Genomic DNA, 25,426 nt, shown 5'->3' with positions numbered 1-25,426 from the left:
CGCCCCGCCCCGGCCGTACGTGCCCCGGCCGCGTACGCCCCGGCCCCGGCCCCCACCGGGCTCACCGCACCCGCCGTATCAACCCCCCTCCGCCCCCGCCCGCAGCCGGGTCTTCAGCACCTTCCCGCTCGCGTTGCGTGGTAGTTGTGTGACGAACTCGACCTGGCGGGGCACCTTGTAGTTGGCCATCTCGCGGCGGGACCAGGCGATGAGGTCGTCGGCGGTCAGGCTCGCGCCGGAGCGGCGGACGGCGTACGCCTTGCCGACCTCGCCGAGCCGGGCGTCCGGTATCCCGACGACGGCTATCTCCGTGATGTCCGGGTGGCGGCCGAGGAGTTGCTCGATCTCGGCCGGATAGGCGTTGAAGCCGCCGACGATGAACATGTCCTTGAGGCGGTCGGTGATGCGGAGGTTGCCGTCCGCGTCGAGGACGCCGATGTCGCCGGTGCGCAGCCAGCCGTCCGCGGTGCGGGTGCGCGCGGTGGCCGCCGGATCCTCGAAGTAGCCGGACATCACGTGGTACCCGCGGACCTGCACCTCCCCCGGGGTGCCGGTCGGCAGGGGGCGGTCGGCGGTGTCGGCGATACGGACCTCGGTGCCGGGGACGGCCCGGCCGCTGGTCGCGGCGACGGCCTCGGGCGGATCGCCGCGGCGGCACATCGTGACGAGGCCGCCCGCCTCCGACAGGCCGTACGCCGTCAGGACGGTGGCGACGCCCAACTCGCCGCGGAGGCGTTCGACCAGCTCCAGCGGGACAACGGCGGCGCCGGTGACCACCAGCCGCAGGGCCGAGAGGTCGTGCCGGGCCCGGGCCGGGTGTTCCAGGAGCTGCTGGTGGAGGGTGGGCGGGCCCGGCAGGACGGAGATCCGTTCGGCGGCGATGCGGGCGAGGGTGGCCTCGGCGTCGAAGACCGGCTGCGGCACCATCGTGGCGCCGCGCAGCAGGCAGGCGACGATCCCGGCTTTGTAGCCGAAGGTGTGGAAGAAGGGGTTGACGATGAGATAGCGGTCGCCCTCCGTGAGACCGGCGAGGTCGCTCCAGGTGTCGTAGGCGCGGAGCGTCTGGGCGTGGCTGAGCACCGCGCCCTTGGGCAGTCCGGTGGTGCCGGAGGTGAAGAGGATGTCGGAGGGGTCGTCGGGGCGGATGGCGTCGGCGCGCTCGCGGACCGCGCCGGGCGGGACCGCGGCACCGGCGGCGAGGAAGGCCGGTCGGCTGTCGAAGTCGGCCGGGGCGTCGTCGGCGAGGACCACCACGCGCTCCAGGTCCGGCAGGCCGGGCAGCGGTCCGCTGCCCGGCCCCTCCCGGGCAGCACGGCGGAGTGCGGCGACGTAGGAGGTGCCGAGGAAGGTGCCGGTGACGAAGAGGAGCCGGGCGCGGGTGCGGCGCAGGATGTCGGCGGCCTCGGTGCCCTTGAAGCGGGTGTTGACCGGCACCAGGACGGCACCGGCGGTGACGGCGCCGAGTGCGGAGACGATCCAGTCGGGGGTGTTGGGGGCCCAGACGGCGACGCGGTCGCCCGGGGTGACTCCGGCGGCGAGGCAGGCGGCGGCGGCCCGCTCGACGCGTTCGCCCAGTTCGGCGTAGGTGAGCCGGGTGCGGCCTCCGACGACGGCCTCGCGCGGGCCGTACCGTTCGGCGGCCTCGCGCACCAGGCAGGGCAGGGAGCCGTACCGCAGATCCGCTCGCGTTTCCAGGTCGTCGCGCATCGAGAACCGCCTCCCGCCAAAGAGCTGACTACCCGTCAGATTAGCGGTAGCCTCCTCGGCTGTCAGTACGGACGACCGACCACGGAGGTGGCCATGGGGGCGACCCTCAAGGACGCTACGGCGATAGCCGGCATCGGGCAGACTCCGTTCGCCAAGAGGCTGGAGGAATCCGAGAAGACGCTTGCCTGCCGGGCGATCCTCGCCGCGCTCGACGACGCCGGGATCGCCCCCGCGGAGGTGGACGCCTTCGCCTCCTACACGATGGAGGAGACCGACGAGGTCGAGATCGCCAAGGCCATCGGCGCCGGGGACGTCACCCACTTCTCCAAGGTCGGCTACGGCGGCGGCGGTTCCTGCGCGACCGTGGCCCATCTGGCCGCCGCCGTCGCCACCGGGCAGGCGCACGTCGGCGTCGCCTGGCGGTCCCGCAAACGCGGCTCCGGGCCCCGCCCGTGGAAGAACACGCAGGTCCAGCTCCCCACCCCGGGGCAGTGGACCCGGCCCTTCGGGCTGCTGCGGCCCGCCGACGAGATCGGCATGCTGGCCCGCCGCTACATGCACGAATACGGCGCCACCCGCGACCACCTCTTCAACGTCGCCCTCGCCTGCCGCAACCGCGCCAACCAGAACCCGGCCGCGATGATGTACGACCGGCCGCTGACCCGCGAGATGTACATGACCGCCCGCTGGATCAGCGAACCGCTCTGCCTCTTCGACAACTGCCTGGAGACGGACGGCGCACTGGCCTGCGTCGTGGTCTCCGCGGAGCGCGCCCGCGACTGCCGCCGACGCCCCGTCTACGTACACTCCGTGGCCCAGGGGCTGCCCGCCCAGCACCACGGGATGGTCAACTACTGGAACGACGACCCGCTCAGCGGGCCCGCCTGGACCGCCGCCCGCCAGCTGTGGAAGAACGCCGACCTGGGCCCGCAGGACGTCGACGTGGCGCAGATCTACGACGCCTTCACCCCGCTGATCCCGCTCTCCCTGGAGGGCTACGGCTTCTGCGGGCGTGGCGAGGGCGCGGCCTTCACCGAGGGCGGCGCCCTGGAGACCGGCGGGCGGCTGCCGCTGAACACCGCGGGCGGCGGCCTCTCGGAGGCGTACGTCCACGGCTTCAACCTCATCACCGAAGGCGTCAAGCAGCTGCGCGGCACCAGCACCGCGCAGGTCCCGGGCGCCGCCACCTGTCTGGTCACCGCGGGCGAGGGCGTCCCCACCTCGGCCCTGCTGCTGAGGAGTTGATCGGAAGATGCAGTCACGTAACGTCATGTCACAGAGCGTGACACAGCCCACTGACAATCCGGCCGACACCGTCGATGACCTGCTGGTTCCCGTTCCCGACGAGGACGGCGCGCCATTCTGGGAGTACGCGGCCCGCGGCGAACTGCGCGTCCAGACCTGCACGGAGTGCACCGCTCCGCGCTTCCCGCCGCGCCCCTGCTGCCCGCACTGCCAGTCCTTCGACAGCCACTGGCGGACCACGTCCGGCCGCGGCCACATCTGGTCGTTCGTCGTCCCGCACCCGCCGCTGCTGCCCGCCTACGCGGCGCAGGCGCCGTACAACGCCGTCGTCGTGGAGCTGGCCGACGCGCCCCGGATCCGGCTCGTCGGCAACGTCGTCGCGGACGCCGACGCCCGCCTGGACTCCGTCGACCCGGCGCGGCTGCGCATCGGCGCCCCCGTACGGGCCGTCTTCCACACCCCGCCCGGGGGCGTGACGGTGCCCCGCTGGGTCCTGGAGCGGCCGTGAGCATCCGTGCCGAGATCGACGACGGCGTCGCGCTGGTCACCCTCGACCGGCCCGCCCGGCTCAACGCCCTGGACCTGGCGGCAGCCGCCGAACTGGCCGACCTGTGGCGGGCGTTCCGCTTCGACGCCTCCGTACGCGCCGCGGTCGTCACCGGGGCGGGCGGCCGGGCCTTCTGCACCGGCATCGACCGCGAGGTCACCGTCCCGCAGCCGCCGTCGCCGTACTCCCTCGACGATCCGCTGCTGTACATCGGGCCGAAGGCCAACGACCTGTGGAAACCGGTGATCGCCGCGGTCGACGGAATGGCCTGCGGCGGCGCCTGCTACCTGCTGGGCGAGGCGGAGTTCATCATCGCCTCGGAGCACTCCACCTTCTTCGACCCGCACACCACCTACGGGATGGTCAGCGCCTACGAGGCGATCCTCATGGCGCAGCGGATGCCCTACGGGGAGGCCGCCCGGATGTGCCTGATGGGCACCGCGGAACGGCTGGACGCCGCCCGCGCCCACCGGATCGGCCTGGTCTCGGAGTTGACTGCGCCGGGCGAGGCGGCGGCGACCGCGCTGCGCCGCGCCGCGGTGCTCGCCGCGCAGCCCACCGACGCCGTGCAGGGCACCGTACGGGCGCTGTGGGCCGCCCACGAGGCGACCCGGGAGCGGGCGCTGGCCCAGGCGCCGCACCTGATCGCGCTGGGCAATCTGCCCCCGGAGCGGCAGGCCGAGCTGTTCGCGGCCCGTGAGCGCGCCCCGGGGCGCCCGGTCACATCCGGGACTTCTCCGCCCGCGTCACCTGGCAGGTGAACCAGAAGCGGCCGATCGACGACTGGTTGACGGTGTAGCGGGCGGTGTACGTCTCGGTGGCACCGGGCGCCACCGTGATGCTGCGGGTGTGCCGCCCGTAGCTCGTCCCGTCCGCCGGCCGCGCCTTCATCCAGTCGATCTCCATGTCGTACGAGAAGGTGTCCGACAGGGAGGTGTTGGTGACGCTGACCCGATAGGTGAACTCGTGCAGCGAGTTGGAGAAGTCGCAGCCGCTGCCGCGCACGTCGGAGCGGCCGTCGGGGTCGTACGTCGCCATCGTCGGGGACGGGGAGTACTCGGGCGAGTAGGCGTCGGTGGGCTCGGCGCCGTACGTCGGGGTCGCCTCCGCTCCCGGGCTCGGGGAGTAGGTGGTGGAGAGCGTGGGGCGGGCGTAGCCGAACGGGTTGAGCCGCCCGCAGCCGCCGATCGCGGCGGCGGTGACCGCCACCAGTACGGCCGCGACCGCGGCCCGTGCGCGCGTACGTGTGCGCTGCTGCATAACGCTGTCCATCCCCCGTGACACACATGATTCCGCCGGAAAACCAGGCCGCGCCGCCCGGTGGCCGCCGGGCTTTGACGCGTGCACGGCACCCTAGCAAGGGGCGGTGACAGCCGGGCGCCGTCCGCGAACGCCCGGCCGCCTGCCCGCCGTATCTGCCGCGCGGCCCCCGGCGGGCAGGCGTAGCGTCGGGACCGAGGACATCAGGACGACGCGGAAACGAGGCGACGCCGGTGGTGCGCAACGTGTTCGGCTCCCTGATCGCCCTCATCGGAGCGACGGCCGCCGTATGGAGCCCCTTCCGTCCCTGGTACGACGGCCGTCCCGCCCGTGACGTCCGCATCGAGGACCTCTTCGGCGGGCTCAGCCGCGCCTCCGCGGAACTGCTCGGCTCCGTCTTCCTGCCGATGGCCGTCGCCGCCCTGCTCACGCTGGTCGGCGTCGCGCTGCGCAGCCGCGCGCTGGTGGCCCTGGCCGGTCTGGTGGTGCTCGGCTTCACCGTCCTGTGGATGGTCCGGCAGGGCCAGGCGGCGGGCAGCCTCACCGCCGGGCCCCGGGGCGGGCTGGGCGACGGGGTGGCGGTCGCGTTCGGCGGCGGTCTCCTGCTGCTCCTCGCCGCCCTGGTGATGCACGGCCGCCACGTCCCGCAGGGCCGCCATGCCCGGGGGCGGTACGACGAGCGGGAGGACCACGGAGGGCGCGGCGCCGAGCGGTACGCCGCGCCCCACGACGAGCAGGCGTACGGGAATGATCCGGGGGCGCACGGCGCCCGGCCCGCGCCGGGTCCCGCCCCGTGGGACCCCGGGCGCCCGCCCGCCCAGGAGTGGCGACCGCCCCCGCCACCCGGTCCGACACCGGAGGACGGCGGGCCGCCCCAGCCGCCCACGCCGCCGGTGCGGTGGGCCGAGGAGCTGCGTCGGCACCCCGGCGGCAGCCCGCAGGCGGGCGCCGAGGAGCCGCACGCCCCCACGGGCGCCCATGCCGCGGACGCCGCCCCCGCGCCCGACACCGCGCCGCCCGACACCGCGCCGCCCGGGCCCGCCGCCGAGCCCTCCTGGGGCGGCACCCCCGACGCGACCGTCCCGTTCCCGCAGGTACGGCCCGGCGACGGCGGCGCGGGCACACCGGACGGGGCGGCCGGTCCCCTGGACGAGACGGTGCAGCAGCGCGCCGTCCGCCCCGGGGAGCCCGGACATGACGAGGACGCGGCGCCCGGTGAGCCCGGTGCGCCGGAGGACGGGCGCCGGGACGACGGGCACGGCGCCCCGTAACCCCGCCGGGTAACCCCGCCGGACACGGCTGCGCCCCGGGACCCACCGGCCCCGGGGCGCGACGGTGTTCCGTCGGCTCAGGCCCGCCGGGCCTGTCCCGTCCCGCGGGCCGCGTCCAGCGCGTACACGCAGCGGTCCTTGCTACAGGCGTAGACCACACCGCCGGACGCCACCGGCGTACCGGTGATCTCGCCGCCGGTCGCCAGCTTCCAGCGGAGCTGGCCGCCCATCGCGTCGAGCGTGTAGAGGCAGTGGTCGGCGGCGCCGAAGTGGACCCGGCCCTCGGCGACGACCGGGGCGCCGATCACCTCACCGCCCGCCTGGAACCGCCAGCGCGGCGTACCGGTGACGGCGTCGAGGGTGTACAGCGCCTTGCCGCTGCCCAGATGGACGGCGCCGTGGGCGACCAACACCGGCTCGGTGGACTGCCGGGGCTCGGTCGCGATCCGCCAGCGGTCCCGGCCGTCGGCCGCGTCCAGGGCGTAGACCGTGCCGAGGTAGTCGACGAGATAGACGCCGCCCCCGGTGACGGCCGGGCCCGGGGCGAACGACGGCGGGCTCACGAAGACCGCGGGCGCCTCGAAGTGCCAGCGCACCTCGCCGCGCGCGATGTCCACGGCGAGCGCCCGGGCGCCCGCGACGACGTACGCCATGCCGTCCGGGGCGGGCAGCAGCCGCACCGGGACGCCGCCGCACGCCGCGGCGTCCCCGACCGGGCAGGCCCAGCGTTCGGCGCCGGTCCGGGCGTCCAGCGCCTTGAGACGGCCGTCGGCGACGACGAAGACCGTGCCGTCGTGGAGCACCGGGGCCGCCTCGGCGGTCTCGAAGTCGGTCTGCGCGCCGCGGATCTCCCACCGCAGCTCCCCGGTGGCCGCCTCCCACGCCTGGACGCCGCCGCCCCGGGTACTGGTGACGACCGTGCCGTGCTCGGCGGCGAGGGCGTACACCCAGCCGTCGGTGTTCAGCCGCCAGCGCTCGGTGCCGTCGACGGCGTCCAGCGCGTAGAGCGTGGGGCCGTCGGAGGCGTGGATCCGGCCGTCGGCGACCGCCATCGCCCAGGCCACGTCGCGGGTCTTGAACTTCCGCCGCCCACTGGCCACATCCAGCGCGTGCACCTCGAAGGAGGTGACGTAGAGCAGGTCACCGGCGACGGCCGGGGTGCCCCAGACGTCGTTCGACATCCGGAAGCGCCAGGGGCGCCAGCGGTTCGGCTCCGCGCCGGGCGGCTCGGTGGGCGCCGGGGGCTGCTCGGGGCGCGCCGGGGCGCCGTCCGGGAGCGCGGGGCGGCCCGCCTGCGCGGGCACACCGGACGCACCGGCCGGGGGCCGCACCCAGTCCGTCGCCGGGGCGTGGCCGCGCGGCGTCTCACGGGCGTCGGCCGCACGCGGGCCCGGCCCTATCGGGGCGGCCGAGGCGCCCAGCCGTACGGGCCCGCCGTGGCCGTCCGCCTCGGCGGGGGCGTCCGGGAGCGGGGCGACGCGGGACGGGGCGGGGTCGGGGCCCGGGGCGGACGGCAGCGGTCCGGCGCCGGTGCGCGGGTCGGCGCCGCGGTGGGCGCCCGGTCCGGCGCCGATCCGGCCCGGCCAGCCGGTGGCGGGGGCCGCCGCCGGGGGTGCGCCCACGGGGCGCGGGGGCGCGTCCTGCGGGGGTCGCGGGGGCTCCGGCGGGCGGGCCGGGGCGCGGTCGGCGGCGCGTCCGGAACGGCCGCCGCGGCGCCCCTCGATGAGGGCGACCGCACCGGGCGGCAGCCAGGCGGAGGCGGTGCCGCTGTCGTCCGTGCCGGAGCCGAAGAGGTGCGGGGCGAGCTGCGACTGGAGGTCGGCGGGGGACGGCCGGTGGGCCGCCTCCATCTGCATACAGGACTCCATCAGGGGCCGCAGCTCGTCCGGCAGCCCGGCGATGTCGGGGCCCTCGCGCAGCAGCATGAAGACCGTCTCGACGGGGTTGGCGCCGTGGAACGGCGCGTGCCCGGTGGCGGCGAAGACGAGGGTGGAGCCGAGGGAGAAGACGTCGCTGGCGCCGGTGACGCTGCGGGAGTCGCGGGCCTGCTCGGGCGACATGTAGGCGGGCGTGCCGACGGCGACGTTGGTCATGGTCAGGCGGGTGTTGGAGACGCCGGAGGCGATGCCGAAGTCGATGACCCGGGGGCCGTCCTCGACGACGAGGACGTTGGAGGGCTTCAGATCGCGGTGGACCAGCCCGGCGCCGTGGATGGACTGGAGCGCCTCGGCGATGCCCGCGGCCAGCCAGCGCACCGCCTGCGCGGGCAGCGGTCCGCACTCGTTGACGATCTCCTCCAGGGAGGGCGCCGGGACGTACGCGGTCGCCAGCCACGGCACCGCGGCGCGCGGGTCGGCGTCGACCACCGCCGCGGTGTAGAAACCGGACACCGCGCGGGCCGCCTCGACCTCGCGTGTGAAGCGGACCCGGAACAGCTGGTCCTCGGCCAGCTCCGTGCGCACCGTCTTGATCGCCACGCGCCGGCCGGACGCCGAGCGCGCCAGATAGACCAGTCCCATGCCGCCGGCCCCGAGACGGCCGAGCACCTCGAACGGGCCGATCCGCCGGGGATCGTGCTGCGTCAGCTGCGTCAGCTGCTCCACCACTTGCCTGCCACCTCCCCGTGGGGCGTAAAAGAGACTCTCCAAAGCACCGCGCCGCCGAGAGCCACTGCCCCGTGCAGCGTCTCACCGCTGGCCTGAACGGCCGTATGCGAGCTGATTCTTCCTGGCGAAGGCCCCGGTGGCGAACCCGGGGCCCGCGCGCGGTCGTGCCGGGCCGCCCCCGCACTACGCGGCAAAGCCGTCACCCACCGTGAGCAATCCTTGTCTGACGTGCGCCGATACGTCCCCCCAAAGGGGTCACCCACCGGCCGCCGACCGCTCCCTCACGGGCGCGAGGGGCCGGTGCGGGCCGGGCGGCGGCGCCCTCCGCGGCCTGCCCCTTCCGGTCGGTCGAACCGGGTACGGGGCCGGGGGCGCGGTGTCCGGAAACAGACGGTGCGTGCCGGTCTCCGGGCGTCGTCCGTCAGACGGGGGCGACGCTCCGTGACGGGTGGGCCGCCGGTCTCCGCGCGCCGGGGCGACGGGCCCGGGGGACGCCCCGGGCGGGGCGGCGGGTCCGGGGGCGCCCGGCGTCGCCCGGCGGGCGGGCCGTGCCCGGTGCCGGTCGCCGCGCCGTCGGTCGTGGCGCCGTCCGCGCGGCGCGCTCGCGCCGCCGATCCCTGCTGGTCATGCGTTCCCCGTCGTCGCCCGCCCCGGCCCGCCCCCGGTCCCGCCGGGCGGTCCTGCCGGTCCCTCTGCCGTGCTGTTCATGCCGTACCCGTCAATTCTGCGGTCTCGCGGGCTGTTTCGGGGCCATCACGCCGAACGTGGCGCCCTGATTGTCACGGAGGACCGCGAACGGGCCCCCGGAGGAGGAGTGCGGCCCGCCCACGACGGTTCCGCCGAGGGCGGTGGCGGTGCGCACCGCCTCGTCCATCGCGTCCACCAGGAAGCAGACGGTGAAGTGGTCGGGAACGCCCGCGGCGCCGGGCAGGTCGGGGCCGACGGTGACGCGGCAGCCGATCTCGCGGTCCCCGCCGGTCAGCCGCCACGGCAGGACCCCGGGCCCCGCCATCGGGCTGCGCGGGACGCCGACGAAGCCGAAGACCTTGGCGTAGAAGGCGTCGGCGGTGTGCGGGAGGCGGGTGTTGAGGCCCGTCCAGACGTAGCCGCCGGGCTCGCCGGAGATCTCGAAGCCGCGGTGCGCCCCCGCCTGCCAGGCGCTGAAGACCGCGCCGCCCGGGTCGGTGGCGACCAGCAGCGTGCCGAGGTCGCCGACGGGCATCGGCGGGCAGACGATCCGGCCGCCGGAGCGGATGACGGTCTGCTCGGTGCGGGCGGCGTCGGGGGTGGCGAAGGAAATGCCCCAGGAAACGGGCATCGACGGGTCGGGCCGCGGCATGAGCGCGGCGGCTTTCCTGCCGTCGCGGAAGGCGACGGTATAGCCGCCGAATTCCTCGGCGCCTTCGTCGAAGGTCCAGCCGAACAGCTCCCCGTAGAAACGCTTTCCGGCGTCGAGATCGGGGAGCATCGCATCCACCCAGCAGGGTGTGCCCTCCGGGAATGCCGTCATCGCCGTCATAGGTGCACGCTAGCGGTGTTCCACGGCCGTCGCCCGACAGGAATTCGAACGTATGCGTCACCCGCGGAGACGGCCTCGCTCAACCGCGCGTCGGGGGACGGGACTTACCCTGCGGTTGTCCACCGAACTTGTCCACAGGCTGTTGATAAGAGGATTCACCGGTTCGGGTCAATCGTCGCACCCGGGGGCCGCCGCGCCCCCGCACGGGAACCGCCCGCGCCGCCCGCACTCCGGGGCGGCGGCTTCCACGGACCCGTGGCATCATGCCGCGCCGGAATCAACCGGGACCGAATATCCCGAAATCCCCCATCCCCATTTGCAGGCAGCCAAATCGCGCTCCGATCCCCCCTCGGTAAGCTGACGGCATGACAGGACAAGTGCGAACCGTCGACGGCAGAGTTGCCGGCCGCCGCGGGCAGGCGACGCGGCAGAAGCTTCTCGACTGCCTCAGTGAAATGCTCAGTTCATCCCCGTACCGGGATGTGAAGGTCATTGACGTGGCCCGAAAAGCGGGCACTTCACCCGCTACGTTCTATCAGTACTTCCCCGACGTGGAGGGTGCCGTCCTCGAAATCGCCGACGGGATGGCGAAAGAGGGCGCGGAACTCACCGATCTCGTCGCCGGGCGTTCCTGGGTCGGAAAGTCCGGCTGGGCGGCGGCGGAGGAGCTGGTGGACGGCTTCCTGTCGTTCTGGCGCCGTAACGACGCGATTCTGCGCGTCGTCGATCTGGGTGCCGCCGAGGGCGACAAGCGGTTCTACAAGATCCGCATGAAGATCCTCAATGCCGTGACGAACTCGCTCACGGAATCCATCGAGGAGCTGCAGAGCCGCAACAAGGTCGACAAGGAGGTGAGCGCGGCGGCCATGGCCGGTTCGATCGTGGCCATGCTGGCGGCCGTCGCCGGACATCAGAAGGGATTCCAGAGCTGGGGCGTCAAACAGGCCGAACTGAAGCCGAATCTCGCGCTGTTGGTGCATTTCGGCGTCACCGGAAAGAAGCCCACGAAGTAATCCGGGCAGCCGCCCACCCGGCCGGCCCCGCTCCCCGGGCCCGCCCGCGGACGCCCGTACGGATCACCCCCCGGCGCCGACGCAGCCGCCGGGAGTGCCGCACCGGCCCGCCGCGCCCCCACGGCGCCACCCCCACCGCAGACCCGTCCCGGGTCCGCCGATCCCCCCACCCATGTCCCCGCCGCCGGGCCCCCGCCCGGCGCCGTTCCCCCCTTGCCCCGCACCGTCCGCGACCGGCACCGCTCCGGCCGGACGAGCCCGGTCCGCCATCCGCTCCGTGCCCCACGGGCGACGTACGGCGGCCGGACCGCCGGGGCGTCCCGCCGGGCGACGGCCTACGGCGCGGTGCGCGCGCCCGCCCGGCCCGCGGACGTCCCCACCGGTCCCCGCGCCCCGCTCACCCGATGCCCGCCACGACCGCCGCGCTCCCTCCGGGCGGCCCGCTCCGCCCGCGCTCCCCGGTGGCGAACAGCCCCGCCTCCTCCGCCGCCCGCTCCCGCAGCCGGTGCACGGGGCCCAGCAGCAGTTCGTCCCCGGCCGCCCGCCGCGCGTACGCCGCCCCGTCGTCCCCGGGCGGCGCGACCTGCGCCGCCACCGCCCGCTGCGTCTGCAGCGCCTGGGCCAGCGCCAGCGCGCCGGCGCCCGGTTCGGCGGCACCGGCGGCCCCGTACGCGGCGGCCCGGACCGCCCGGACGGCGGCGTGCAGCTCCGCGACGCGCGCCCCCTCGCCCGCCGGGGCGCCCCCGTCCCGTACCCGGGCGGCGGCGCGGCTCAGCACCGCGTCGGCCGCACCGGCGGTCTCCGCCGCCAGCGCCGCGGCGGCGCCCGCCCCGACGGCGGCGAGCGCGGCGTTCTCCGGCGTCCGCCCGGCCGCCGCACCGGCCTCCTCCGCGCCGAGCAGCTCCGCCTCGACCTGACGGAGTTCGAGGCGGGCGCGGGGCCGTTCGCCGGGCGCCGTGGGCAGCGCGATCCGGCGCAGGCCCGGCGCCCCGGCGGCCACCAGGAAGAGGCGGGTGCGGCTGCGGGCGAAGCCGCCGGTGTGCGCGGCGACCAGCAGGAGTCCGGCGGTGTGCCCGTCGAGGACCTGCGCCGCCTCGCCGTAGAGCAGCCACCGGCCGCCGTCCTCCGGGGCCCGTCCGGGGCCGCCGGGCACCTTGCGCGCCTGGAGGCCCCCGGCCCGGCCGCCGCCCGCCCAGTCGCCGCCGTTCGGGCCGGTGAGCGCGAGCGCGGTGCCCAACCGGCCCGCGGGGACGGCGGTGGCGCAGGTCAGTTCCCCGGCGGCGCAGCGCGGCAGCAGGGTGTCGCGCTGCCGCTCGGTGCCGAGGGCGAGGAGCAGTGGCGCGGTGAGCACGGCGGTGGCGAACAGCGGCGACGGCCGTAGCGTCCGGCCGGTCTCCTCGCAGGCCACCGCGAGCGCCACGGGTCCGCCGCCGCCTCCGCCGTACGCGGCCGGGAGTCCGGCCCCGGCCAGTCCCGCGCGCGCCGCGAGCCGCCGCCATGCGTCCCCGGAGGTCTCCGGCCCGCGGTCCGGGTCGCCGTTCCCGCCCGGTTCCCCGTCCGGGTGGGGGCCGCCGCGCAGGTGGGCACGGAGGGTGCGGCGGAACTCTTCCTGTTCCTCGGTGGTCGCGGCGTCCATCGGCGGGCTCCTCCCGGCCGTGCGGCAACGCCCTCCGTACGGCGGCGGACGCCCGGGGCTGCGGCCCGGGTGCGGCCCCCGCGCACCGGCGGGCGGCCGTCGCGGAATCTGACGGCTCGTCATGGTAAGGACGGGGTGCGGACTTTCCTAGGGCCTGTCGCCAACTGCCACCGTCGGCCGAAGCACCTGCCGGGGGCGGGAGTTGGGCGCCTCCCCCAGGGGAGATCCCTGCCCCTACGGGCCCGCCCCTCCCCCTGCCCGGGACCTCGTATCTGATGTACCGTCAGATTTATGACGCCGTCAGGGAACCCCTACGGGAAGCGCAAGGTGGCCGTCGCCGGAGTCGCCCTCTCCGACTGCGGGCGGGTGGACGACGCCACTCCGTACGCACTCCACGCCCAGGCCGCGCGCCGGGCGCTGGCCGACTGCGGACTCGCGCGCGAGGACATCGACGGATTCGCCTCCGCCGGACTCGGCACGCTCGCCCCGGTCGAGGTCGCGGAGTATCTGGGACTCCGCCCCACCTGGGTGGACTCGACCTCGGTGGGCGGCTCCACCTGGGAGGTGATGGCCGCCCACGCCGCCGACGCCATCGCCGCCGGACACGCCCGCGCGGTCCTGCTGGTCTACGGCTCCACCGCCCGCGCCGACCTCAAGGCCCGGCGCCGCACCGCCAACCTCTCGTTCGGCGCCCGCGGCCCGCTCCAGTTCGAGGTCCCCTACGGGCACACCCTGATCGCCAAGTACGCCATGGCCGCCCGCCGCCATATGCACCGGTACGGCACGACACCGGAGCAGCTGGCCGAGGTCGCCGTCCAGGCGCGGGCCAACGCGGCCACCAACCCGGACGCGCTGTACCGGGACCCGATCACCGTCGACGAGGTGCTGGCCGGGCCGGTCATCGCCGACCCGTTCACCAAACTGCACTGCTGCATCCGCTCGGACGGCGGCTGCGCCGTCCTGCTGGTCGCCGAGGACCTCGTCCCGGACCTCGCCGTACCGCCGGTGTGGGTGCTCGGCTCCGGCACCGCCGTCTCCCACACCACGATGTCCGAGTGGGAGGACTTCACCGTCTCCCCCGCCGCCGTCTCCGGCCGCCTCGCCTTCGCCCGCTCCGGCGTCCGCCCCGACGAGATCGAGATCGCCCAGCTCTACGACGCCTTCACCTACATGACCCTGGTGACGCTGGAGGACCTGGGCTTCTGCGCGAAGGGCGAGGGCGGCGCGTTCGTCGGCGGGGGGCGGCTGCTGCGGGACGGTGCGCTGCCCGTCAACACCGACGGCGGCGGCCTGTCGGCCTGCCACCCCGGGATGCGCGGGCTGTTCCTGCTGGTCGAGGCGGTACGGCAGCTGCGCGGCACGGCGGGCGGGGGCCGCCAGGTCCACCGGCCCGACGGCGCCGGGGGCAGCCGCCCGCCCCGGCTGGCGGCCGTCTCCGGCACCGGAGGGTGGTTCTGTTCGTCGGGAACGGTGGTGCTGGGGGCGGGCTGACCGCCGCGGGGAGGGCGCCGGTCCCGAGGACGGCGCCCTCCCCCGGCCTCAGCCCCTGGCCGCCAGGATCCGCTCCAGCCGCTCCTCGATCAGATCGGCGGCGCGCGCGGCGCCGCCCTCCGCGCGGGCGGCGGCCCGGAGTTCGGCCACCCGGGCGGAGAGCCCCGGATCGGCCGACAGCTCCCGCAGCGCCGTGCGCAACGCGTCGGCCGTCGCGTCGGCGGTGTCCAGACGGCGGGCGACGCCCAGGGCGACGAGGCGGTCGGCGTTGAGGAACTGCTCGGCGCCCTGCGGCACCGCGATCATCGGCACCCCGCACAGCAGCGCCTCCGAGCAGCTGCCCATCCCGGCATGGGTGACGAACAGATCCGCCTGCTCCAGGATCGCCAACTGCGGGACCCACGACCGGACCTCGACGTTCCCGGGCACCTCGCCCAGCTCCGCCGGATCGGTGTACCGGCCGATCTGGAGCACCACATGCCACCCGGGCAGCTCCCCGAACGCCGCGAGGCACCGCCGGTAGAACTCCGGCTGCCGGGTGTACGCGCTGCCCAGCGAGATCAGCATCACCTTCTCGGCACCGGCCGGACGCCGCCAGCTCTCCCGCTCCGCCCGCCCCCACGAGCAGGGGCCGACGAAGGTGACCCGGTCGGGATCGACCCGATCGGCGTGCGGCTGCATGGCCCGCGGGATCGTCGCCAGCGCCCGCCGGGGCCACCCGCTGAACTCCGACACGTCCAGGGTGGTCGCACCGGACTCCGCCAGCCACGCCGCGAACCGCGCCGTGTACTCCTCGGCGCCCGCCAGCGCGGCGAACGCCTCGCCCATCTCCTCCTGGGCGCCCTCCCAGCCGACGAAGGTCGGCGAGAGCTGGATGATCTCCCGGCCCTGCGCCTCGGCGAGCGCCCGGCCCGCGTACGCGCCGACGTCGTGGAGGTAGAGGTCCGCGGGGTCGGCGTCGTAGACCGGCCGCAGCTGCGGAAGGACCTCGACCGCCTCGTCGAGGAAGAGTGAGGCGGCGGCGATCGGGTCGTCCGGCCAGATGTTGGTGGCCACCGGCAGCACCGAGGTGTGGCGGACGAACTCGGCGCCGGTGGTGCGGATCAGCTCGGCGGCGTGGTCGGAGTTGGCGTAGGTGACGCGGTGTCCGCGCGCCACCAGCTCACGGATGATCTCCAGGCCGGGCAGCACATGGCTGACCATCGGCGTCCCGATCATCGCCACATGCGCCCGCCCCCGGACGGGCGCATCGGCCCCCGGCGCCACCAGCGCCGAGGTACGGGAAGGGGCGTGCGGGCGCGGGGTGTTCTCAGGCATGACAATCCTCTGCTCGGTCTACGGGTACGGGGTGCCGTGAGCGGGCGGCCGGACGAACGGACGCCATGACGGCACGCGGACGAGGCCCGCGTCCCCGGGTGCGGCGCGGCGTCCGGGGCGCGGACGCGCTCAGGCGTCAGCGGTTCCGGGCGTCACGGGACGGCCGCGGTCCCGGCCGCGGCGCGGGCACGGGAACGGCGCGGCACGGACCGGCACGGGAGCCGGTCGACCGGGGAGCGGGACGGGGGCGGGCGCGGGCGCCCGGCCTGATCAGCCGTAGAACTGGAGGAAATGCATACGAGGACGGTAGGCGGACAACGGGCGGCGGCGCCACGGGTTTTCCGGTCGGCGGAGGGCGCGAGCGGGGCCCGTGCCCGGCTTGCGGCTGGCCTGCGCCCGGCCTGTGCCTGGCCCGTCCCGACCTGCGGACCTGGTCAGCCCGCCACGGCCCCGCGCTCGGCCCGCACGCGCGGCCCGGCCGCCACCGGGCCCGACCCCGCCCCGCCCTCCGTCCGCCCCACCGCCCGGCGCCGAACCCCCCGTACCCTGCCCGCCATGGCCGAAGACTCCATGAACCCGGGCCGGGACGCCGCCGAGGCGCCCGTGCCGTCCCCCGACGCCCCGTACGACGCGGACCGCGCCTTCCGTGAACTGCTGCGCGGGCTGCGGGTCTGGGACCATCCGCTGCCGTCGTTCGACGCGTCGCAGGCGCCGGACGCGCCGTTGCCGCTCTTCCGCCGCTGGCTGCGCGAGGCCGCCGAGGCCGGGCAGCCCGAGCCGCACACCATGACGCTGGCCACCGCGGACGCCGCCGGGGACCCTTCCGTACGCATCGTGATGCTGCACGACGCCGACGAGCGGGGCTGGCACTTCGGCTCCCACCGGGGCAGCCGCAAGGGGCGCGAACTGGCCGACCGGCCCCGCGCCGCGCTGCTCTTCTACTGGGCGGCGGTCGGCCGTCAGGTCCGGATCGAGGGGACGGTCACCGCGGCCGACCCCGGGGAGAGCGCGGCGGCGCTGCACGGGCGGTCCACCGGTTCGCTGGCCGCGGCGCTGGTCGGGCGGCAGAGCGAGGTGCTCGGCTCGGCCGCCGAACTGGACCGCGCCGCCGACGCCGCCTGGGACCGCGCGGTCCGCGAACCGGACGCCCCGGTGCCCGACTGGACCCGCTACACCCTGCGCGCGGAGACCGCCGAGTTCTTCCAGGGCGACGCCCGGCGCCGCCACGTACGGCTCAACTACCGCAAGGACGGCGCCACATGGCGGCGGGAGCTGCTCTGGCCGTAGCCGGGCGGGCGCTCCGGCGAGGTCTCAGGCCGTGTGGCGGGCCATCGCGTCGACGAGAACGGGCCAGAGCGGGCGCGGCCGGTCGTGGCCCATGTCCGGGACGAGCAGCAGTTCGGCGCCGGGCACCAGCTCCGCGGTGCGGCGGCCGCCGCTGGGGTCGATCAGGGTGTCGTCCAGACCGTGGATCACCAGCGTCGGCACCCGCAGCCCGCGCAGCGCGTCCGCGCGGGAGCCGTCGAGGACCATCGCGCCCATCTGCCGCGCGACGCCGCCGGGGTGGTGGCCGCGGTCGTAGCTCTCGGCGGCCAGCCGCCGCAGCTCGTCGGCGTCGCCGTACCGCCGCGAGGCCCACACCAGCTCGCGTTCGGCCGCCGCGATGTACCCCGCCCGGTCGTCGGGGCGCGGGCCGAAGAGCCCCGCCCGGGCCTCGGGGGTGGAGCGGCCGTACTCCGGCTCGCCGGTCGTGGACATCATGGACGTCAGGCTCAGCACCCGCTCCGGCCGGGTCAGCGCCATCCGCTGCGCGATCATGCCGCCCATCGAGGCGCCGACGACATGGGCCCGCTCGATGCCCAACGCGGTGAGCAGCGCGAACCCGTCGTCGGCCATGTCGGTGAGCCGGTACGGCACCATCGCGAGGGCGGCGGCGAGGTCTCCCGCCTTGACGGTCTCGATGAACCGGGCCATGTCCACGGGGTGGTCGTCGAAGGCGGTCGACCGCCCGCAGTCGCGGTTGTCGAACCGGATCACATGGCGGCCACGGTCCGCGAGCGCCCGGCAGAGCCCCTCGTCCCAGGCGATCATCTGCGCGCCGAGGCCCATCACGAGCAGCACCGGGGCGTCGTCGGGGTCGCCGAAGCACTCGTGGGCGAGGGAGATTCCGGGCGCTACGTCGATGATCGGCATAGCGGCAGTCTGCCGGAACGGGGCGCGGGAGCACAGCCCCCGAGGGCGCCGTCCGGGCCGGTGCGCGCTCCCCCGGCGGCGGCCGGAACACCGCCCCGGATCCCGCGAGGACCGCTGGCGGAAGGGCACTTGTGCAGGGAAAACGCAACGTCGACAGGGCGCGCGGAGGCGGCTACCTTCACCTCGTCCCCGGTGGTCGCCCAGGGCCGTACCGGGCCCGTTCAGGCCGGGCCGTCCCCTACCGGACGAGCCGGTCACGCCCCACGCACCCGCCCCGCGCACACCACCGCACCGTGTCCACACCCGTCAGCCCGACCAGGGAGAGACACATGCCCGCTCTCGCTCTGTACACGTTCGGCATCCTGAAGTCGCCGCTCACCGATCCCACACCCCTCATGCGCGAGTTCCACGACGGCGCCGAGGCCGTCTACCGGACGATCAGCCACCACCCCGGATACCTCGCCCACGCCGAAGCGGCGGACGGCCCCCGGGGCAGCCACTTCGACCTGGACTGGGGCGCCTGGGGCCGGTTCACCGTCCCGGCCTGGTACGACAGGGGCCGTACGCCGGAAACCCTCGCCCTGGCCGCGACCCTCTCGCTCTGGACCGACCCGCGCTCCGCCTTCGACGCCCTCTACACCGGACTGCACCGTGCCGCGATGAACAGGCGGTACGACTGGTTCGAGCGGGCGGCGCACCCCGGCTACATGCTCTGGTGGGCCCCCGACGGCGCCACCCCCACCTGGCAGGACGGCGTCGCCCGGCTGGAACGCCTCCACGGCCACGGCGCCACCGCGCACGCCTTCACCTTCCGCCGCCCGTTCGCCCCGGACGGGACGCCGACCACGGTCGACGGCACCGGGCCACGGGGCGACCGGGCCCGCTGACGGGGCGGCGGGAGCGGCCGGCTGCGCCGCCGCGCCCGGCGCCGCCGCTCACCGCCCCGTCACAGCTCCTGGAACATGATGTGCAGGCCCACATAGCCCTTGGTGGGGTGGCGGAAGCCCTCCGGGAGGGTGGCCAGGATCCGGAAGCCGAGCGAACGCCACAGGGCCACCGCGCCGGTGTTGGTCTCCACCACCGCGTTGAACTGCATCGCGCGGTACCCCTCGGCGCGCGCCCACGCGAGGACGTGCTCCCCGAGGGCCCGTCCGACGCCCCGACCGCCGTGGCCGGGGTCCACCATGAAGCTGGCACCGGCGATGTGGTCGGCGGCGCCCAGGTGGTTGGGGTTCATCTTCGCCGAGCCGAGGACCGTGCCCGCCCCGTCCACGGCGACGACGGTCCGCCCCGGCGGGCGGAGCAGCCACAGCTCCCGCGCGCTCGCCTCGTCGAGGTCGCGCGGGTAGGTGTACGTCTCACCGGCGGCGACGATCGGGCGGAAGAACGCCCAGACGGCGGGCCAGTCGGCGGCGGTGGCTTCTCGGATCTGGATCTGCATCGCCACAGGATGCCCGCGCCCGGGGCGCCGCTCCACCGACTTTTCCCACGTCGGGGGCGGCGCACCGGGCCGGACGGCGGGGCGGACGGCTCAGCTCCCGGCCCCTTCCTCCGGCCGGAACACCGGAATGACCACGTCCGTCCCCGCCCCGGACGTCGCCTCCCCCGGCCCGATGTCCCGGAACGCGACCCGCAGCGCCATCCCGATCCGCAGCCCCGCCGCGGGACAGTCGACGATCTGGGTCATCATCCGGGGCCCCTCGGCCAGCTCCACCACGGCGGCGACGTACGGGACGCGCTCGCCGAACGGCGGCAGGTCGTTACGGTGCACCACCGACCAGGTGTAGAGCGTGGCGCGGCCGGACGCCCGCTCCCACACCACGTCCTCGCTCCAGCAGCGCGGGCAGAACTCGCGCGGATAGTGGTGCGCCGCACCGCACCCCTCGGCCCGGCACCGGCGCAGCAGCAGCCGTCCGGCCGCGGCAGCCTCCCAGTACGGGCGGGTGAACGCGTCGGTCTCCGGCAGATCGAAGCGGACCGTGCTCCTCCCGCCCGCCGTCCCGCCCGTCACCGGAACAGTCCCAGCGCCGCGTCCAGCGACCAGCTCTGGCCGCACAGCGCGAAGAGGCCGACCAGCGAGATCAGCGCCATCATGCCGTTCTGCCCCTGCTCCGCCCAGTCGTGGATCATCAAGGCCAGGTAGAGGAGGTTGAGCACCGCCCCGCCGACCAGCGCGACCGGGGTGAGGAAGCCGAGCACCAGCCCCAGCCCGAGGGCCAGTTCCGCATACACGACGAGGTACGCCATCGTCTTCGGGTACGGCCGCACCACCGCGTCGAACCCCCGCCGCACCACACCCCAGCGGTGCCGGTCGGCGACGTCCGCGGCCCAGGCGATGCCGGTGCCGCGCGCGAACCACGCCTTCTTGTCCTTGTGCCGCCAGCTCTCCAGCCACCACAGGCCGAGGCCGATACGGAGCACGGCGAGCCATTCGGCCCCGCCGAGCCAGATCGTCTGCATCGCGCGCGTCCTCCTTCGAAGAGCCCCATGACCACATCTGACGCTACGTCAGTTACGGCGGAGCCAGTTCAGCCGATCCGGACGCGGACGCGCAAGAGGCCGGAACGGGGCGGGAGTTGCCCCGTCGGCCATCCGGCGCCGCCCACCGGAACCTTTCCGTGCAGCCCCATTCCTGACAGACCGTCAGTTCCAGTAATCTGACCGCGCGTCAGCACGGAGAGCCGCCGTCACAGAGGAGCGGGCGACTGCGATGCTTGGATCGACTCACGGCACCCTCAGCACTCACTCCCGCCCGGCCCGCGTCGTGGCCTGCGGGGAGCAACCACCCCACACCGCACACGGCACGGTCCCTCCGTCCCCGGACGGACGCCCCGGAGCCGCGGCCGACCTCGACGTCAGCGGCCGTCCGCTGTCCGCCGCCGTGCCCGACCTGGACCGCTTCTTCCGGCCCGCCTCGGTGGCGGTCGTCGGCGCGTCCGACAGCGAGGGCCGTCCCAACACCGGCATCACCCGGCAGCTGATCGCCTGGGCCGACCGCGTCGGCGCCCGGCTGCACCCGGTGAACCCCGGACGGCGCACCGTCTTCGACCGCGTCTGCCACCCGACCGTCGCCGACCTCCCGGAACCGGTCGACCTCGCGGTGCTGCTCGTCGCCGACCCGGTGCCGGTCATCGAGCAACTGCCCGCGGCCGGGGTGTCGTTCGCGGTGGCGTTCGCCTCCGGCTTCGCCGAGACCGGCGCGGACGGCGCCGCCGCCCAGGAGCGCCTGGCGGACGCCGTCCGGCGCTCCGGCGTCCGGCTGCTCGGGCCGAACACCAACCTCAACGCCTTCGAGTCGTTCCGCGACGACCTCGACGGGCCCTCGATCGCCCTGATCACCCAGTCAGGCCACCAGGGCCGCCCGGTCTTCGCCCTCCAGGAGCTGGGCATCCGCCTGACGCACTGGGCCCCGACCGGCAACGAGGCCGATCTGGAGACCGCCGACTTCCTCTCCTACTTCGCCTCCCGTCCCGAGGTCGGCGCCATCGCCGCGTATGTGGAAGGGCTGAAGGACGGCCGCAGCTTCCTGCTCGCCGCCGACCACGCCGCCCGCGCGGGCGTACCCGTCGTCGCCGTGAAGGTCGGCCGTACGGAGACCGGCGCCCGCACCGCCGCCTCCCACACCGGCAAACTCACCGGCGCGGACGGCGTCGTCGACGCGGCGATGCGGCAGTTCGGCGTCATCCGGGTGGACGGGCTGGACGAGCTCCAGGACACCGCGGCGCTGCTGGCCCGGGCCCGGAAGCCGCTCGCCGAGGGCGTCGCGGTCTATTCGATCTCCGGGGGCACCGGCGCCCACTTCGCGGACCTGGCGACCGCCGCGGGGCTGCACCTGCCCGTCCTCTCCGACGCCAAGCAGACCGAACTGCACCGGTGGATACCCGACTACCTGAACGTCGCCAACCCGATCGACAACGGCGGCCACCCGGTCGGCGACCACCGCGGCCCGAAGATCATCGACGCGATCCTCGACGACCCGTCCGTCGGCGTGCTGATCTGCCCGATCACCGGACCGTTCCCCCCGATGAGCGACAAACTCGCCCGGGACCTGGTGGCCGCCGCCGAACGCACCGACAAGCTGGTGTGCGTGGTGTGGGGCTCGCCCGTCGGCACCGAGGAGGCGTACCGCTCCACGCTGCTGGGCTCCTCGCGGGTGGCGACCTTCCGCACCTTCGGCAACTGCGTCACCGCCGTCCGCGCCTATCTCGGCCACCACCGCTTCACGGCCGACTACCGCTCCCCCTTCGACGACGCCCCGCGCACCCTCTCGCCGTCCGCCCGCAAGGCCCGCGCCCTGCTGCGCCCGGGCACCCAGCTCAGCGAGCACGCGGCGAAGCAGCTGCTGCGCGCGTACGGCATCCGCGTACCACGGGAGCAGTTGGTGACCAGCGCGGCGGCGGCGGTACGGGCGGCGAGCCTGGTCGGCTACCCCGTCGTCATGAAGGCATCCGGGCCGCAGCTGGCGCACAAGAGCGAACTGGGGCTGGTCAAGGTGGGTCTGACCTCCGCCAGCCAGGTCCGGGACGCCTATCGCGAACTGACCGAGATCGCCCGCTGCGAGGGCGTGCCGCTGGACGGGGTGCTGGTCTGCCAGATGATCGAGCGGGGCGTCGAGATGGTCGTGGGCGTCACCCGCGACAGCCTCTTCGGGCCGACCGTGACCGTCGGGCTCGGCGGGGTGCTGGTGGAGGTGCTCCAGGACGTCGCGGTCGGGGTGCCGCCCTTCGGCGAGGAGCAGGCCCGCGCGATGCTCGGCGAACTCCGCGGCCACGCCCTGCTGGAGGGCGTCCGGGGCGCGCCGCCCGCGGACGTCGACGCGCTGGTGGAGGTGGTGCTGCGGGTCCAGCGGATGGCGCTCGAACTCGACGGTGGCCTCGCCGAGCTGGACATCAATCCGCTGGTGGTGCTCCCCCGGGGGCAGGGCGCGGTGGCGCTGGACGCGCTCGCCGTCTGCCACTGACCCGCCCCGCACCGGACCACACCGCACCGGCCCGCACCCGCCGCGCCCGGGACACGTACCGCCCGCCCCCGCGCCGCCGCGCGCGCCCGGCCACCACCGCAGCAGCACCGGCAGCCACCGCACCCACATCCCCAGGAGCCACGCCCCCATGACCTCCGCCCCCCTCTCCGACTCCCCCGATTCCCCCGGCACCTCCGACGCGTCCGCCGCGGCGGCCGGTGCCTCGGATTCCTTGATACTGCACACCACTGACAACGGCGTCGCCACGCTCACCCTCAACCGGCCCGAGGCCCATAACGCCCTCACCCCCGACCAGCGCGAACGCATCATCGACCGGCTCGCGGAAGCCTCCGCCGACCCCGCGGTACGGGCCGTGCTGATCACCGCGCGGGGCAAGGGGTTCTGTGCCGGGGCGGATCTGCGGGCCCCCCGCGCGGGCGGGTCCGGGGAGCGGGTGGCCGGGGATGTGGCGCGGCTGATCCGGGGCGGGGCGCAGCGGCTCGTCGGGGCGGTGCTGGACTGCGAGAAGCCGGTCCTCGCGGCCGTCAACGGCACCGCCGCCGGGCTCGGCGCGCATCTGGCGTTCGCCTGCGATCTGGTGCTCGCCGCCGAGTCGGCGCGGTTCATCGAGGTGTTCGTCCGCCGCGGTCTGGTGCCGGACGGCGGCGGCGCCTATCTGCTGCCGCGGCTGATCGGCCCGCAGCGGGCGAAGGAGCTGATGTTCTTCGGCGACGCGCTGCCCGCCGCGGACGCCGCGCGGCTGGGGCTGGTCAACCGGGTGGTCCCCGACGACGAGCTGCCGCAGCGCGCCCGGGAGTGGGCCGACCGGCTGGCCGCCGCCCCCACCAGGGCGCTCGCCCTCACCAAACAGCTGGTCAACGCCTCCCTGGACGGCGACCGGAGTGCGGCGTTCGCCGCCGAGGCCACCGCTCAGGAGCTGACCATGACGACGGCGGACGCCCAGGAGGGCGTCGCCGCGTTCGTGGACCGCCGCACCCCCGTCTACCGGGGGCGCTGACCGGCGCTACCGGGGGCGCTGACCGGCGCTACCGGGTGCGCTGGGCCGGGACCCGGGGCACGGCGGGGCCCGGCGGCCCCTCCCCCGGGGGCCCCGGCTGGGTCGGCACCACCCGGTCCACCGCGGCGGGCGCGCCGTCGCCGTCCGCCGACGACGCCGTGACGGCGCCCGCCGCGCCCAGCAGTCCGACGGTGAGGACCCCGGCGCCGACGGCTCCGTTGAACATGGCTCGTACCTTCATCGCTGCTCTCCCGTGCAGTGCGGACCCGGCATCCCTCATACGGCCGGGCCCCCCGATCCGTATGACACCGCCCTGGGTGAGCCGTGTCACAGCTTGCTCTCGCGTGCGGTGCACACCGGCACCTCGCGGGTGTTGCGGGTCCGCACCCCGGGCAGCCAGCCCGTCATGCCCCGGGCCGTCCGGACGCGGTACCAGCGGGTGGAGGTCAGGCCCTGTTCGTCGCGGACCATGACGCCGTCGGTGACCACGCAGCGGGCCGCCAGGACGTCGCCGTGCCAGACCCGCCCGGCGGCGTTGTCGCGGTCGGCGTAGCGCCGGTACGGGTCCTTGGCCAGCCGCAGCGCGCACTCCAGCGTGTGGCTGCCGCGGCAGACCGGCTCGGTGTTGTAGACCGCCACCGGGACGGTCGGGGGCGCGGCCGGACGCGGCGGCGCGGCCCCGGGGCGCACCGCCCACCACACACCCAGTGCCACCGCCGCGACCGCCGCGGCGACCACGAACGCCGTGGCGTACGGACGGCGGCGGAGCGCGAGCGGGGCGGCGCGGCGCTCCGGCGGCGTCTCCCGGACCCGTGCCCACAGCCCCGGGGGCGTCCCGATCGCCTCGTCGGCGCGGCGCAACCGCTCCCGCAGCAGCGCCACCGCGTCCGCGCCGCCGCCGTCCGGCCCGCCCGTACGGCCCGGCCCGCCGCCGCCCGGTCCGCCCCCGTGGGCGTCCGCGCCGTCCGCGCCGTCCGCGCCGTCGTTCCGGTGTCCCGTGTCCACCGTGCCCTTCACCTCCCCGCCCGTCCCCGGGCCGATTCAACGAGGTGGGCGCGGAGCCTGTCCAGGGCGCGGGCCCGGTGCCGGGCGGCCGTTCCGCGGTGCACCTTCAGGATCTTGGCGGCCTGGTCGAGGGTGTAGCCGTCGAGGTCGACGAGGATGACGATGCCCGCCTGCCGGTGGGTGAGCATGCCCAGCATCCGTACCGCCTCCAGCTCGGCGTGGCGGCGCTCCAGCCCGCCGTCCCACCCCGCGGCGTCCACCGGGGCGCTCTCCTCCGCGAAGCCCTCGACGGCGTCGACCGGCACCTGCCGGCCGTTCCTGCGGTACGCGTCGCGGGCGATGTTGAGCGCGGTGGTGAACGCATAGGCGTACGGCTCCGGATGGGCGAGAAAGCGCTGGGGGCGCTGGGCGAGCTTGAGGTAGGTCTCGTGCACCACGTCCTCCGCGGAGTGGCGCGAGCCCGCCAGCATCACGGCGCGCCGGTAGAGGCGCGGCAGCAGCCCGCAGAAGACGTCGTCGAAGGTCGGTGGTGCGGCGGACGCGGACGATGACGGCATCACATCGGCCATGTACCGGAACCTCCCCCGTTGCTCGGTCACGGTCGCGGCCGGGGTGGACGCTACCCGCACGGTGGGCAG

Annotated in this window: 23 protein-coding genes; 10 read left to right on the top strand and 13 right to left on the bottom strand. The window is 75.4% G+C overall.

The window, feature by feature from the left end:
* Positions 1 to 78: 78 nt before the first annotated feature.
* Positions 79 to 1,707: a FadD3 family acyl-CoA ligase gene (locus IF23_RS0125360; protein WP_030287536.1), complete on the bottom strand. Its 1,629-nt coding sequence runs from the start codon at positions 1,705 to 1,707 to the stop codon at positions 79 to 81.
* Positions 1,708 to 1,800: 93 nt separating this feature from the next.
* Here IF23_RS0125360 and IF23_RS0125355 point away from each other — a divergent pair, with 93 nt between their 5' ends.
* The 3 genes from IF23_RS0125355 to IF23_RS0125345 are packed head-to-tail and all read left to right on the top strand — an operon-like array spanning position 1,801 to position 4,260.
* Entirely contained in the window at positions 1,801 to 2,952 is a 1,152-nt protein-coding gene (locus tag IF23_RS0125355) for a lipid-transfer protein (RefSeq protein ID WP_030287534.1), read from the top strand.
* A gap of 25 nt (positions 2,953 to 2,977) precedes the next feature.
* Positions 2,978 to 3,460: a Zn-ribbon domain-containing OB-fold protein gene (locus IF23_RS0125350; protein ID WP_051739887.1), complete on the top strand. Its 483-nt coding sequence runs from the start codon at positions 2,978 to 2,980 to the stop codon at positions 3,458 to 3,460.
* Complete coding sequence (locus IF23_RS0125345; RefSeq protein WP_030287530.1) at positions 3,457 to 4,260, top strand: enoyl-CoA hydratase/isomerase family protein; 804 nt, start codon at positions 3,457 to 3,459, stop codon at positions 4,258 to 4,260. Before IF23_RS0125350 ends, IF23_RS0125345 begins: the two co-directional genes overlap by 4 nt.
* Here the strand turns inward: IF23_RS0125345 and IF23_RS0125340 are convergent.
* Complete coding sequence (locus IF23_RS0125340) at positions 4,220 to 4,759, bottom strand: hypothetical protein (protein ID WP_030287528.1); 540 nt, start codon at positions 4,757 to 4,759, stop codon at positions 4,220 to 4,222. The two genes, IF23_RS0125345 and IF23_RS0125340, sit on opposite strands and share 41 nt — an antisense overlap.
* A 233-nt stretch (positions 4,760 to 4,992) precedes the next feature.
* Here IF23_RS0125340 and IF23_RS35680 point away from each other — a divergent pair, with 233 nt between their 5' ends.
* Positions 4,993 to 6,030 (top strand): hypothetical protein, encoded by a 1,038-nt coding sequence (locus tag IF23_RS35680; protein WP_425423885.1) that lies wholly within the window; start codon positions 4,993 to 4,995, stop codon positions 6,028 to 6,030.
* Between the two features lie 77 nt (positions 6,031 to 6,107).
* On the opposite strand, the gene afsK is transcribed toward IF23_RS35680, so the two are convergent.
* Entirely contained in the window at positions 6,108 to 8,636 is a 2,529-nt protein-coding gene (gene afsK, locus IF23_RS0125330; protein WP_245655106.1) for a protein serine/threonine kinase AfsK, read from the bottom strand.
* Positions 8,637 to 9,354: 718 nt separating this feature from the next.
* Positions 9,355 to 10,155: a VOC family protein gene (locus IF23_RS0125325; protein ID WP_030287523.1), complete on the bottom strand. Its 801-nt coding sequence runs from the start codon at positions 10,153 to 10,155 to the stop codon at positions 9,355 to 9,357.
* Between the two features lie 365 nt (positions 10,156 to 10,520).
* Between IF23_RS0125325 and IF23_RS0125320 the strand changes: the two genes are divergently transcribed.
* Positions 10,521 to 11,168: a TetR family transcriptional regulator gene (locus IF23_RS0125320; RefSeq protein ID WP_030287522.1), complete on the top strand. Its 648-nt coding sequence runs from the start codon at positions 10,521 to 10,523 to the stop codon at positions 11,166 to 11,168.
* A 397-nt stretch (positions 11,169 to 11,565) separates the two neighbouring features.
* Here the strand turns inward: IF23_RS0125320 and IF23_RS0125315 are convergent, their stop codons facing one another.
* A complete protein-coding gene (locus IF23_RS0125315) occupies positions 11,566 to 12,804 on the bottom strand; it encodes an acyl-CoA dehydrogenase family protein (protein ID WP_030287521.1) in 1,239 nt (412 codons plus the stop codon).
* 291 nt (positions 12,805 to 13,095) lie between these two features.
* On the opposite strand from IF23_RS0125315, the gene IF23_RS0125310 reads away from it, so the two are divergent.
* Complete coding sequence (locus tag IF23_RS0125310; protein WP_030287520.1) at positions 13,096 to 14,295, top strand: thiolase C-terminal domain-containing protein; 1,200 nt, start codon at positions 13,096 to 13,098, stop codon at positions 14,293 to 14,295.
* A 48-nt stretch (positions 14,296 to 14,343) separates the two neighbouring features.
* On the opposite strand, the gene IF23_RS0125305 is transcribed toward IF23_RS0125310, so the two are convergent.
* Positions 14,344 to 15,513, bottom strand: a complete 1,170-nt coding sequence (locus IF23_RS0125305; protein WP_030287518.1) for a macrolide family glycosyltransferase — start codon at positions 15,511 to 15,513, stop codon at positions 14,344 to 14,346.
* Between the two features lie 669 nt (positions 15,514 to 16,182).
* Between IF23_RS0125305 and IF23_RS0125300 the strand changes: the two genes are divergently transcribed.
* Positions 16,183 to 16,899 carry a pyridoxine/pyridoxamine 5'-phosphate oxidase gene (locus IF23_RS0125300; RefSeq protein WP_051739881.1) on the top strand — a complete coding sequence of 239 codons (717 nt, stop codon included), beginning with the start codon at positions 16,183 to 16,185 and terminating at the stop codon, positions 16,897 to 16,899.
* Between the two features lie 24 nt (positions 16,900 to 16,923).
* Here the strand turns inward: IF23_RS0125300 and IF23_RS0125295 are convergent, their stop codons facing one another.
* Positions 16,924 to 17,805 (bottom strand): alpha/beta fold hydrolase, encoded by an 882-nt coding sequence (locus tag IF23_RS0125295; protein ID WP_030287514.1) that lies wholly within the window; start codon positions 17,803 to 17,805, stop codon positions 16,924 to 16,926.
* A 329-nt stretch (positions 17,806 to 18,134) separates the two neighbouring features.
* On the opposite strand from IF23_RS0125295, the gene IF23_RS0125290 reads away from it, so the two are divergent.
* A complete protein-coding gene (locus IF23_RS0125290) occupies positions 18,135 to 18,692 on the top strand; it encodes a DUF3291 domain-containing protein (protein WP_030287512.1) in 558 nt (185 codons plus the stop codon).
* A 59-nt stretch (positions 18,693 to 18,751) separates the two neighbouring features.
* On the opposite strand, the gene IF23_RS0125285 is transcribed toward IF23_RS0125290, so the two are convergent.
* The 3 genes from IF23_RS0125285 to IF23_RS0125275 all read right to left on the bottom strand — a co-directional run bounded on the left by IF23_RS0125285 (position 18,752) and on the right by IF23_RS0125275 (position 20,265).
* A complete protein-coding gene (locus IF23_RS0125285; protein WP_030287510.1) occupies positions 18,752 to 19,246 on the bottom strand; it encodes a GNAT family N-acetyltransferase in 495 nt (164 codons plus the stop codon).
* Positions 19,247 to 19,336: 90 nt separating this feature from the next.
* Positions 19,337 to 19,816: a Zn-ribbon domain-containing OB-fold protein gene (locus IF23_RS0125280; RefSeq protein WP_051739880.1), complete on the bottom strand. Its 480-nt coding sequence runs from the start codon at positions 19,814 to 19,816 to the stop codon at positions 19,337 to 19,339.
* The gene (locus IF23_RS0125275) at positions 19,813 to 20,265 is read right to left on the bottom strand and encodes a DoxX family membrane protein (protein WP_030287506.1); all 453 of its coding nucleotides are present in this window, start codon (positions 20,263 to 20,265) and stop codon (positions 19,813 to 19,815) included. The genes IF23_RS0125280 and IF23_RS0125275 overlap by 4 nt, the downstream gene beginning before the upstream one ends.
* A gap of 250 nt (positions 20,266 to 20,515) precedes the next feature.
* Between IF23_RS0125275 and IF23_RS0125270 the strand changes: the two genes are divergently transcribed.
* Entirely contained in the window at positions 20,516 to 22,765 is a 2,250-nt protein-coding gene (locus IF23_RS0125270; RefSeq protein ID WP_030287504.1) for an acetate--CoA ligase family protein, read from the top strand.
* A 232-nt stretch (positions 22,766 to 22,997) separates the two neighbouring features.
* Entirely contained in the window at positions 22,998 to 23,783 is a 786-nt protein-coding gene (locus tag IF23_RS0125265; protein WP_030287502.1) for an enoyl-CoA hydratase/isomerase family protein, read from the top strand.
* Between the two features lie 28 nt (positions 23,784 to 23,811).
* On the opposite strand, the gene IF23_RS0125260 is transcribed toward IF23_RS0125265, so the two are convergent.
* The 3 genes from IF23_RS0125260 to IF23_RS0125250 all read right to left on the bottom strand — a co-directional run bounded on the left by IF23_RS0125260 (position 23,812) and on the right by IF23_RS0125250 (position 25,357).
* Positions 23,812 to 24,009: a hypothetical protein gene (locus IF23_RS0125260; RefSeq protein WP_030287499.1), complete on the bottom strand. Its 198-nt coding sequence runs from the start codon at positions 24,007 to 24,009 to the stop codon at positions 23,812 to 23,814.
* 101 nt (positions 24,010 to 24,110) lie between these two features.
* Positions 24,111 to 24,788, bottom strand: coding sequence for a hypothetical protein (locus tag IF23_RS0125255; protein WP_245655105.1), 678 nt, complete (start codon positions 24,786 to 24,788; stop codon positions 24,111 to 24,113).
* 8 nt (positions 24,789 to 24,796) lie between these two features.
* The gene (locus tag IF23_RS0125250) at positions 24,797 to 25,357 is read right to left on the bottom strand and encodes an RNA polymerase sigma factor (RefSeq protein ID WP_245655104.1); all 561 of its coding nucleotides are present in this window, start codon (positions 25,355 to 25,357) and stop codon (positions 24,797 to 24,799) included.
* Positions 25,358 to 25,426 lie beyond the last annotated feature (69 nt).

Source organism: Streptomyces catenulae, from assembly GCF_000718015.1.
Classification (GTDB): Bacteria; Actinomycetota; Actinomycetes; order Streptomycetales; family Streptomycetaceae; genus Streptomyces; species Streptomyces catenulae.
Note: the sequence above shows the minus strand (reverse complement) of the source record. Positions and strands in the feature narration are given on the sequence as shown.

Excerpts from the sequence above, each read along its gene's own strand:
- IF23_RS0125360 (WP_030287536.1), bottom strand. The coding sequence starts at position 1,707 with ATGCGCGACGACCTGGAAACGCGAGCGGATCTGCGGTACGGCTCCCTG.
- IF23_RS0125355 (WP_030287534.1), top strand. The coding sequence starts at position 1,801 with ATGGGGGCGACCCTCAAGGACGCTACGGCGATAGCCGGCATCGGGCAG.
- IF23_RS0125350 (WP_051739887.1), top strand. The coding sequence starts at position 2,978 with ATGTCACAGAGCGTGACACAGCCCACTGACAATCCGGCCGACACCGTC.
- IF23_RS0125340 (WP_030287528.1), bottom strand. The coding sequence starts at position 4,759 with ATGCAGCAGCGCACACGTACGCGCGCACGGGCCGCGGTCGCGGCCGTA.
- IF23_RS0125325 (WP_030287523.1), bottom strand. The coding sequence starts at position 10,155 with ATGACGGCGATGACGGCATTCCCGGAGGGCACACCCTGCTGGGTGGAT.
- IF23_RS0125320 (WP_030287522.1), top strand. The coding sequence starts at position 10,521 with ATGACAGGACAAGTGCGAACCGTCGACGGCAGAGTTGCCGGCCGCCGC.
- IF23_RS0125315 (WP_030287521.1), bottom strand. The coding sequence starts at position 12,804 with ATGGACGCCGCGACCACCGAGGAACAGGAAGAGTTCCGCCGCACCCTC.
- IF23_RS0125310 (WP_030287520.1), top strand. The coding sequence starts at position 13,096 with ATGACGCCGTCAGGGAACCCCTACGGGAAGCGCAAGGTGGCCGTCGCC.
- IF23_RS0125305 (WP_030287518.1), bottom strand. The coding sequence starts at position 15,513 with ATGATCGGGACGCCGATGGTCAGCCATGTGCTGCCCGGCCTGGAGATC.
- IF23_RS0125300 (WP_051739881.1), top strand. The coding sequence starts at position 16,183 with ATGAACCCGGGCCGGGACGCCGCCGAGGCGCCCGTGCCGTCCCCCGAC.
- IF23_RS0125295 (WP_030287514.1), bottom strand. The coding sequence starts at position 17,805 with ATGCCGATCATCGACGTAGCGCCCGGAATCTCCCTCGCCCACGAGTGC.
- IF23_RS0125290 (WP_030287512.1), top strand. The coding sequence starts at position 18,135 with ATGCCCGCTCTCGCTCTGTACACGTTCGGCATCCTGAAGTCGCCGCTC.
- IF23_RS0125285 (WP_030287510.1), bottom strand. The coding sequence starts at position 19,246 with ATGCAGATCCAGATCCGAGAAGCCACCGCCGCCGACTGGCCCGCCGTC.
- IF23_RS0125275 (WP_030287506.1), bottom strand. The coding sequence starts at position 20,265 with ATGCAGACGATCTGGCTCGGCGGGGCCGAATGGCTCGCCGTGCTCCGT.
- IF23_RS0125270 (WP_030287504.1), top strand. The coding sequence starts at position 20,516 with ATGCTTGGATCGACTCACGGCACCCTCAGCACTCACTCCCGCCCGGCC.
- IF23_RS0125260 (WP_030287499.1), bottom strand. The coding sequence starts at position 24,009 with ATGTTCAACGGAGCCGTCGGCGCCGGGGTCCTCACCGTCGGACTGCTG.
- IF23_RS0125250 (WP_245655104.1), bottom strand. The coding sequence starts at position 25,357 with ATGGCCGATGTGATGCCGTCATCGTCCGCGTCCGCCGCACCACCGACC.